The organism is Streptomyces sp. NPDC005017 (assembly GCF_042873115.1).
In the GTDB taxonomy this organism is placed as follows: domain Bacteria; phylum Actinomycetota; class Actinomycetes; order Streptomycetales; family Streptomycetaceae; genus Streptomyces.
In genome coordinates this window covers 328,376-338,116 of the sequence record NZ_JBIALD010000008.1, presented here as the reverse complement: position 1 = coordinate 338,116, position 9,741 = coordinate 328,376, and the positions used below count along the sequence as shown (strand labels likewise).

The following is a 9,741-nucleotide window of genomic DNA, read 5'->3' as shown; positions in this document are numbered from 1 at the left end:
GCCCGGTTACATTCCGAACCCGGAAGCTAAGCCTTACAGCGCCGATGGTACTGCAGGGGGGACCCTGTGGGAGAGTAGGACGCCGCCGAACAATTATTAAAAGGGTTGGACCCGGAACTTCCGTTCCGGGTCCAACCCTTTTTTGTTGACTGTCACTTGAAGTTCACGTTGCGCGCACAGCATCCAGACATGGGTACTGCTGCAATGCTCAGGGCTGCCGGTGTCGGACTGGGTGACGAGGTCATCGTGCCGGCCTTCGGCAACGTGGAGATCGCCGAGGCCGTGACCCTGGCCGGTGGACTCCCGGTGTTCGCGGACATAGATCCCGCGACGTACTGTCTCGACCCCATAGCCGTCGAGGCCGCAGTCACAACGCGTACCGCGGCCGTCGTCGCCGTGCATCGCTTCGGGCGGCCCGCCGAGGTCGCGCGGCTGCTCGAAGCGGGGGAGCGGCACGGATTGCTGGTCCTTCAGGAGGGCGAGTCCGAGGCACCTTACGACGAGACAGCCCAGCGTCGGCAGCGGGCCGGCTACCTGGACGGACGGCTGAAGGGCGTGCTCACGCCGGAGAGCAGCGTGGGGCACACCTACCAGCAGTACGTCGTGCGTGTGCCGGGCAACGGGCGGCCGGACCGGGACGCCTTCGCACGGGCCATACGAGCTCGTGGAGTTGACTGCCGGGTGCCGGTGAAGACTCCTGTGCACCGGCTGCCCGAGTTCCGGCGGTGTGTGTCCCTGCCGGAGACCGAGCGGGCCGCGGACGAGACTCTGGCGCTGCCTGTGGACGCGGCGTTGACGAAGCGGGACATGCAGCGGATCGTCGCCGCCTGCAATGCGCTGGGAGGACTGCTTCAGCCGGCCCTCTGAACGAGTTTGGGAATTCGGGTCCGTTCGGGGTACGATCTATTCAGTTGCTGCGAGGGAAACCTCAAGAAGCGACCGGCCCCTATAGCTCAGTCGGTAGAGCGTCTCCATGGTAAGGAGAAGGTCAACGGTTCGATTCCGTTTGGGGGCTCCGAAGAAAAGGCCTCCGCCCATTCGGGCGGAGGCCTTTTGCTTTATCTCGGTACGTATCGGTTGCCCCAGCGCAACTGGGACAACCCGCTTACGCGTTGTGCAGACCCGGGACACGCATGGCCAGGATCGCCATGTCATCGGACGGGGCGTCGGAGGCGAAGCGTTCCACGGCGCGCATGATGCGGGCGGCGACCGCGCCGGCCGTGAGGCCCGTACAGGTCGTCAGGACGTCGGCGAGGCCGTCGTCGCCCAACATGCGTGTGCCCTCGCGGCGTTCGGTGACGCCGTCCGTGACGCAGAGCAGGACGTCACCCGGGTCGAGCGTGACGGTCTGCTCGTACAGCTCCAGGTCCTCCAGGACGCCCAGCAGCGGCTGGGGTTCGGCCGCGGCCTCCACACTGCCGTCCTGGCGCAGACGCAGCGGGAGCGGGTGGCCGGCGCAGACCACCTTCAACTCGGCGCTGCCGTCGGGCTGGGGACGCATCTCGCCGTACAGGAGGGTCAGGAAGCGGCTGCGGGCTCCCTCGTCCAGGATGGCGGAGTTGAGGCGTTCCAGGACGGCGGGGCCGCTGAGGCCCTCGCGGGCCAGCAGGCGCAGGGCGTGCCGGGCGAGGCCGGTGACGGCCGCCGCGTTGGGGCCGGTGCCGCAGACGTCCCCGATGGCGAAGCCGTAGGCGCCGTCGCGGATGGGGAAGACGTCGTAGAAGTCGCCGCCCACCTCGTTGCCCTCGCCGGCCGCGCGGTAGATGACCTCGACCTCCACGCCGTCGATCTGGGGGAGTTCGGGCGGCAGGAGGCTGCGCTGGAGCGACTGGCTGATGGCCGTGCGCTCGGAGTAGAGGCGGGCGTTGTCGAGGGCGAGCGCGGCCCGGCGGCTCAGGTCCTCGGCCAGTTCCAGGATCTCCTGGCGGAAGTGTTCGTCGGTGGGCTTGCCGAGGGTCAGCATGCCGATGACGCGGTTGCGGGCGACCAGCGGCAGGACGACCGTCTCGCCGCCGACCGCGCCGGCCGTGGCGAGGGTGGGGCCGATGCCGGAGCTGACGGTGGCGGGTTCGCCGAGGCCGAGGCTGCGCATGGAGGTGCGCAGGGCGGCCTGGTGGGCGACTTCGGCGGGGGCGGTCCAGACGCGGGCGCCGGGCGTGGGGACCGGGTCGGGCGGGGGCATCTTCGACAGCAACGACTTGATGCCGTCGATGAGTTCCTCGTCCTCGTGCAGGACGTACGAGAGATACGGCTCCGAGGCCTGGTCGGCGATGGTGTAGACGGCGCACCAGGTGGCCAGGGTCGGCACGGTCATCTGGGCCATCAGGGCCAGGGTCTGGTCGCGGTCCAGGGTGCCGGCGAGCAGGTCGGAGGCCTCCACGAGGAAGCTCAGGGAGCCGCGGCGCAGACGTTCGAGCTCACCGAGGCGGGCCGACTCGACGGCGAGGGCGATGCGGTCGGCGGCGAACTGGAGGCGCAGGGCCTCCTCGTTGGAGTAGCGGCCGGGGGCTTCGGCGGCGACGCCGAGGGAGCCGGTGAGGCGGCCCTCGACCTTGAGGGGCACGGTGACGACCGAGCGCATGCCGGTGCCGCTCAGGAGGGGGACGGCGCCGGGGACCGCGGTGAGGTCGTCGTGGACGGCGGGCATCCGGGCGGAGCCGTAGCGGCCGGGGCCGGCCTCGACGGGGACCCGGGCGAAGCGCTGGCGGGCGGAGGGCAGTCCGGTGGAGGCGCGGACCTCCAGTTCCGTCTCGTCGTCGGTGGCGAGGAGGAGGAACGCTGAGTCGGCGTCGAGCATGTCGCGCGCCCGTTCGACGGTGCGCTGGAGGAGGCCGTCGAGGTCGTCCGGGGCCGGGGAGCCGATGAAGACCTCGAAGGGGTCGGAGTTCGGCCCGTCGCCCGAGGCGCCGGAGTCGCCGCCGGCGGCGCGCAACGGCGTCTGGAGCACGGCTCGTTCGTGGTCGCGCACGAGGAGGCAGACCGTGGAGGGGTCGCCGCCGGTGTCGCGGACGCGGAGGTGGGAGGCGTAGACGGGGACGACCCGGCCGGCCGCGTCGCGGATGCCGTAACTGCCTTCCCAGCGGGAGAGTCGGAGGGCCTCGGCGACTCCGGTGCCGGTGCCGGGGGTGTGCGGCCAGGCGGCGAGGTCGGTGAGGGGTTTGCCGGTGACCTGGTCGCAGGTGTAGCCGAAGAGGTCCTCGGCGTCCTCGTTCCATGCGGTGATGGCGCCGTTGCGGTCGATCTGGACGACGGCGACGCGGACGCGGCCGTCGGCGAGCGGCAGCAGGGCGGCCGGGAGGGAGGGGCCGGCCGCGCGGGTGCCCACGGGCCGGGCGGGGAGTTCCAGCTGGAACCAGACCTGTTTGTGCGTGGGGGTGTACTCCACGCCCCAGCGGCCGGCGAGGGCCGCGCAGAGCTGGAGGCCGCGGCCGCCCTCGCGGTCGGGGCTGCCCATGCTGATCGCGGCGCCCTGGAGGGGGATCTCACGTTCGGGGTAGCGGTCGGCGACCTCGATGCGGACGCCGTCGTCCATGCGCAGGCAGAGCACGTCGGCGGAGGTGCCCGCGTGTACGACCGCGTTGGTCACGAGTTCGCTGGTCAGGACCACGGCGTCGTCGACGATGTCGGCGAAGCCCCAGCCCTGGAGGGTGTCGCGGACGAAGGAGCGGGCGGAGGCGACCGAACGGCCGACGGGCTCGAAGCTGGCAGCCGCGCGCGCGGTGATCACGGAACTCCTCGGCCGGTCGTCGGTGTGCTGGGCTGCCCGGTCCGCGGGGTCGTGGCGCGTCTGAGCGGGCAGCGCGCTGTCGGGCCGGGGTTCCGGGGGCTGTGCTCCCGGGATCAGTCCGGTGGTCATGTGTGCGGCCGCCCCTCCGATGCCCGCTCGTCCTCGTGCCACCGTCCAGGCCGGACGGACCGGCGCGGCTGGACAGCCGCATGCAAGGTTACTTACCTTCCCTGCCCGCGCGGATGCCGGTCGCCGGTGTTTTACGTCCGGAGGGTGTGCGCACGTTGTACGAAGCTGCCGAACTGTTATGGCCTGGTCGGGTCGGGGTGAAACACTGGACGGGCTTTGTGTCGGAAGTATGGGCAGGCAGAGTGACTTCCCGGTTCCGCGGGCAGTGGTCCCTGATGGGCTCCTTCCCTGGCCGGTGACCTTGTAGACACACGGCACGCGGTACGGAGAGCAACGGCATCTGAGCACGGCAGTGACGGTCGACCCCTGCGGGAGGGACACAGTGGAGTCTGGCGCAGCGACGCGGGAAGCAGCGCGGGGTGCGAAGCCGCGCGATCCGCGCAAGGGGCGCGGTGGGACCACGGTGGTGGACACCGCTGCCCTGAACCGGTTGCTGGCGGCTCTGACGGCGATGCGGGACGGCAACTTCCGCAGGCGGCTCACGGTGTCCGGGGACGGCGTGATGTCGGAGATCGCGGCGGTCTTCAACGAGGTCGCCGACCGCAATATGCATCTGACCGGCGAGCTGTCGCGGGTGCGGCGTGTGGTGGGGCGGGAGGGCAAGCTCACCGAGCGGCTGGAGGTGGGGGCGAGCGAGGGGTCGTGGGCGGCCGCGATCGACGCCTCGAACGCGCTGGTCGACGATCTCGTATGGCCGGTCTCCGAGGTGGGACGGGTGCTGTCGGCGGTCGCGGAGGGTGATCTGTCGCCGCGGATGGAGTTGCGTACGCAGGCGCCGGACGGGACCGGGCATCCGCTGCGCGGGGAGTTCCTGAAGGTCGGGCGGACGGTGAACAACCTGGTCGACCAGCTGTCGACGTTCACCGACGAGGTCACGCGGGTGGCCAGCGAGGTGGGCACCGAGGGCAAGCTGGGCGGGCAGGCGCAGGTGCGCGGCATGTCGGGTTCCTGGAAGGACCTGACGGAGTCGGTCAACACGATGGCGGACCGGCTGACCGCGCAGGTGAGGGACATCGCGCTGGTGACGACGGCGGTCGCCAAGGGTGACCTGTCACGCAAGGTGACCGTGCATGTGGCCGGCGAGATGCTGGAGCTGAAGGAGACCGTCAACACGATGGTCGACCGGCTCTCGGCGTTCTCGTCCGAGGTGACCCGGGTGGCCCGTGAGGTCGGAACGGACGGCATTCTGGGCGCTCAGGCCCGGGTGCCCGGGGTGGACGGGGTGTGGAAGGAACTCACCGACTCGGTGAACACCATGGCCGGCAATCTGACGGCCCAGGTGCGGGGGATCGCCGAGGTGACGACGGCGGTCGCCAACGGTGACCTGTCGCGGAAGGTGACCGTCCCGGCGCGGGGCGAGGTCGCCCAGCTCGCCGAGACGATCAACCAGATGACCGAGACGCTGCGGATCTTCGCGGACGAGGTCACGCGTGTGGCCAACGAGGTCGGCTCGGAGGGGCGGCTGGGCGGCCAGGCGAACGTGCCGGGGGCCGCGGGCACCTGGAAGGACCTGACGGACTCGGTCAACACGGTGTTCCGGAACCTGACGACGCAGGTGCGGGACATCGCCGCGGTGACGACGGCGGTGGCCAACGGTGATCTGTCGCAGAAGGTCACGGTGGACGTGGCCGGCGAGATGCTGGAGCTGAAGAACACCGTCAACGGCATGGTGGACCAGCTGTCGGCGTTCGGTTCCGAGGTGACCCGGGTCGCGCGGGAGATCGGCGACGAGGGCGAGCTCGGCGGTCAGGCGCAGGTGCCGGGCGCGGCGGGGACGTGGAAGGACCTCACCGACAGCGTCAACACGGCGTTCCGCAACCTCACCGGACAGGTGAGGAACATCGCGCAGGTGACGACGGCGGTGGCCAACGGTGATCTGTCGCAGAAGGTCACGGTCGACGTGGCCGGCGAGATGCTCCAGCTGAAGAACACCGTGAACACGATGGTGGACCAGCTGTCCTCCTTCGCCGACCAGGTCACGCGGATCGGCCGGGAGGTCGGTACGGAGGGCAGGCTCGGCGGGCAGGCACGGGTCGACGGGGTGTCGGGCACCTGGAAGGAGCTGACCGACTCGGTCAACTCCATCACCGGCAACCTGACCGCTCAGGTGCGGCAGATCGCCCAGGTGACGACCGCGGTGGCGCGGGGTGATCTGTCGCAGAAGATCACCGTCGACGCGCGCGGCGAGATCCTCGAGCTGAAGAACACGATCAACACGATGGTCGACCAGCTCTCGGCCTTCGCCGACCAGGTGACCCGGGTGGCCCGTGACGTGGGTACCGAGGGCCGGCTGGGCGGGCAGGCGCAGGTGCCGGGCGTGGCCGGGGTGTGGCGCGATCTGACCGACTCGGTGAACGGCATGGCCGGGAACCTGACGGCCCAGGTGCGGCAGATCGCGCAGGTCGCGACGGCGGTGGCGCGGGGTGATCTGTCGCAGAAGATCACCGTCGACGCGCGCGGCGAGATCCTCGAGCTGAAGAACACCCTGAACACCATGGTCGACCAGCTGTCCTCCTTCGCGGAGGAGGTCACCAGGGTGGCGCGTGAGGTGGGTACCGAGGGCATGCTGGGCGGTCAGGCCGAGGTGCAGGGCGTGTCCGGCACCTGGAAGGACCTGACCCAGTCGGTGAACTTCATGGCGAACAACCTCACCGTGCAGGTGCGCAGCATCGCCGACGTCACGACCGCGGTCGCCAAGGGCGACCTGTCGAAGAAGATCACCGTCGACGCCAAGGGCGAGATCCTCCAGCTCGTCACGACGGTCAACACCATGGTCGACCAGCTGTCCAGCTTCGCCGAGCAGGTGACCCGGGTGGCCCGTGAGGTGGGCACCGAGGGCATCCTGGGCGGTCAGGCGCATGTCCAGGGCGTCACGGGCATCTGGAAGGACCTGAGCGACAACGTCAACCTGATGGCCAAGAACCTGACCATGCAGGTGCGCAACATCTCCCAGGTCGCGGCGGCGGTCGCCAACGGCGACCTGACCCGTACGGTGACGATCGAGGCGCGCGGCGAGGTCGCGCAGCTCGCGGACACCTTCAACACGATGGTGAAGACGCTGAGTTCGTTCGCCGACCAGGTCACCAAGGTGGCCCGTGAGGTGGGCACGGACGGCATCCTGGGCGGTCAGGCGCATGTGCCGGGTGTGGCGGGCACCTGGAAGGACCTCACCGAGTCGGTGAACCAGATGGCGTCCAACCTGACCGGCCAGGTGCGCAACATCGCGATGGTCACGACGGCCATCGCGAAGGGCGACCTGACCAAGAAGATCGACATCGACGCCCGCGGCGAGATCCTCGAGCTCAAGACGACGATCAACACCATGGTCGACCAGCTGTCCAGCTTCGCCGAGGAGGTCACCCGGGTCGCCCGTGAGGTGGGCACGGAGGGGCAGCTCGGCGGGCAGGCACGCGTGCGTGACGTGGACGGCACCTGGCGGGACCTGACGGAGTCCGTGAACGAGATGGCCGGGAACCTGACCCGGCAGGTGCGTGCGATCGCGCGCGTGGCGACCGCGGTGACCCGCGGGGACCTGAACCTGAAGATCGACGTGGACGCGTCCGGGGAGATCCAGGAACTCCAGGACTACATCAACAAGATGATCGCCAACCTGCGCGACACCACGATCGCGAACAAGGAGCAGGACTGGCTCAAGGGCAACCTCGCCCGTATCTCCGCCCTGATGCAGGGCCGCCGCGACCTGGACGACGTCGCCTCGCTGATCATGAGCGAGCTGACGCCGGTGGTCTCCGCGCAGCACGGGGCGTTCTTCCTGGCGATGCCGCTGATCGACGAGCAGGACCTGGCCGCCGAGAGCGAGGACCAGTACGAGCTGCGGATGCTCGGCAGCTACGGCTACTCGATGGGGTCGATGCCGACCTCGTTCCGGCCCGGTGAGGCCCTGGTGGGCACCGCGGCCCTGGAGCGGCGCACGATCCTGGTGGAGAACGCGCCCAGCGGCTATCTGAAGATCTCCTCCGGGCTCGGTGAGGCCCCGCCCGCGCAGGTGATCGTGCTGCCGGTGCTGTTCGAGGCGAAGATCCTCGGTGTGATCGAACTGGCGTCGTTCACGCCGTTCACGCAGATCCAGAAGGACTTCCTGAACCAGATCGCCGAGATGATCGCGACCAGCGTCAACACCATCTCCGTCAACACCAAGACCGAGGTGCTGCTGAAGCAGTCGCAGGAGCTGACCGAGCAACTCCAGGAGCGCTCGGCCGAGTTGGAGAACCGGCAGAAGGCGCTCCAGGCGTCCAACGCGGAGCTGGAGGAGAAGGCGGAGCTGCTCGCCCGGCAGAACCGCGACATCGAGGTGAAGAACACCGAGATCGAGGAGGCGCGGCAGGTCCTGGAGGAGCGCGCCGAGCAACTGGCCGTCTCCATGCGCTACAAGAGCGAGTTCCTGGCCAACATGTCGCACGAGTTGCGTACGCCGCTGAACTCGCTGCTGATTCTGGCCAAACTGCTCGCCGACAACGCCGAGGGCAATCTCACCCCGAAGCAGGTCGAGTTCGCCGAGACGATCCACGGGGCCGGTTCCGACCTGCTCCAGCTGATCAACGACATCCTCGACCTGTCGAAGGTCGAGGCGGGCAAGATGGACGTCTCCCCGACGCGGATCGCGCTCGTCCAGCTCGTCGACTACGTGGAGGCGACCTTCCGGCCGCTGACCGCGGAGAAGGGCCTCGACCTGTCGGTGCGGATCTCGCCGGAGCTGCCGGCCACGCTGCACACCGACGAGCAGCGGCTGCTGCAGGTGCTGCGCAACCTGCTGTCGAACGCGGTGAAGTTCACCGACTCCGGTTCGGTCGAACTGGTCATCCGGCCGGCCGGCGGCGATGTGCCGGTGGCGATCAGGGAGCAGCTGCTGGAGGCGGGCTCGCTGACCGATCCGGCCGCGCCGCTGATCGCGTTCTCGGTGACGGACACCGGCATCGGCATCGCGGCGAGCAAGATGCGGGTGATCTTCGAGGCGTTCAAGCAGGCGGACGGCACCACCAGCCGCAAGTACGGCGGCACCGGCCTGGGGCTGTCCATCTCGCGGGAGATCGCGCAGCTGCTCGGCGGTGAGATCCACGCGCAGAGCGAGCCGGGCCGCGGCTCCACGTTCACCCTGTACCTGCCGCTGCACCCCGGCGAGCTGCCTCCGCACGGCTACAACCAGGCCGCGCTGCCCGCCGGGGAGTCCGGCGCGGTCGAGGAGCTGCTGGTGTCCGAGCCGCCGATCGAGACGCCGGCGGAGGTGAAGTCGTACATCGAGACGCAGAACGGTGCCGCCGCGCTGTTCCGGCGCCGCCGCCGGGCCGCGGCCGTGGACGGGCTCGGCGAGCGGGCGGTGGAGCGGTGGACGTCCGGTGAGCAGGAGACCGCGCCGCAGCCGCGCGGCGGCATCCGGTTCGCCGGCGAGAAGGTGCTGATCGTCGACGACGACATCCGCAACGTCTTCGCGCTGACGAGCGTCCTCGAGCAGCACGGCCTGTCCGTGCTGTACGCGGAGAACGGACGGGAGGGCATCGAGGTCCTGGAGCAGCACGACGACGTGGCGGTGGTGCTGATGGACATCATGATGCCGGAGATGGACGGCTACGCGACGACGACGGCGATCCGCAGGATGCCGCAGTTCGCCGGGCTGCCGATCGTGGCGCTGACCGCGAAGGCGATGAAGGGCGACCGGGAGAAGGCGATCGAGTCGGGCGCCTCGGACTACGTGACCAAGCCGGTCGACCCCGACCATCTGCTGTCGGTGATGGAGCAGTGGATGCGAGGGGAGTGAAGACCCGCAGGTGAGGGCGGGCGTGGGGACGGGTCGTGGGAACGTTGTGTGT

General features: G+C 69.6%; 3 protein-coding genes, 1 tRNA gene and 1 rRNA gene. 4 read left to right on the top strand and 1 reads right to left on the bottom strand.

Going from position 1 to position 9,741, the window contains the following annotated elements:
- From rrf to ACFYR0_RS15595, 3 genes are all read left to right on the top strand, one after another.
- A 5S ribosomal RNA gene (gene rrf, locus ACFYR0_RS15605) occupies positions 1-91 on the top strand; the annotation flags it as partial.
- Between the two features lie 113 nt (positions 92-204).
- Positions 205-867: a DegT/DnrJ/EryC1/StrS family aminotransferase gene (locus tag ACFYR0_RS15600; RefSeq protein ID WP_389327110.1), complete on the top strand. Its 663-nt coding sequence runs from the start codon at positions 205-207 to the stop codon at positions 865-867.
- A 75-nt stretch (positions 868-942) separates the two neighbouring features.
- Positions 943-1,015, top strand: a tRNA-Thr gene (locus ACFYR0_RS15595).
- Positions 1,016-1,105: 90 nt separating this feature from the next.
- Here the strand turns inward: ACFYR0_RS15595 and ACFYR0_RS15590 are convergent.
- Entirely contained in the window at positions 1,106-3,856 is a 2,751-nt protein-coding gene (locus ACFYR0_RS15590; protein WP_389327059.1) for a SpoIIE family protein phosphatase, read from the bottom strand.
- 466 nt (positions 3,857-4,322) lie between these two features.
- Between ACFYR0_RS15590 and ACFYR0_RS15585 the strand changes: the two genes are divergently transcribed.
- On the top strand, positions 4,323-9,689 hold the full coding sequence (locus tag ACFYR0_RS15585) for a HAMP domain-containing protein (RefSeq protein WP_389327107.1): 5,367 nt from the start codon (positions 4,323-4,325) through the stop codon (positions 9,687-9,689).
- Positions 9,690-9,741 lie beyond the last annotated feature (52 nt).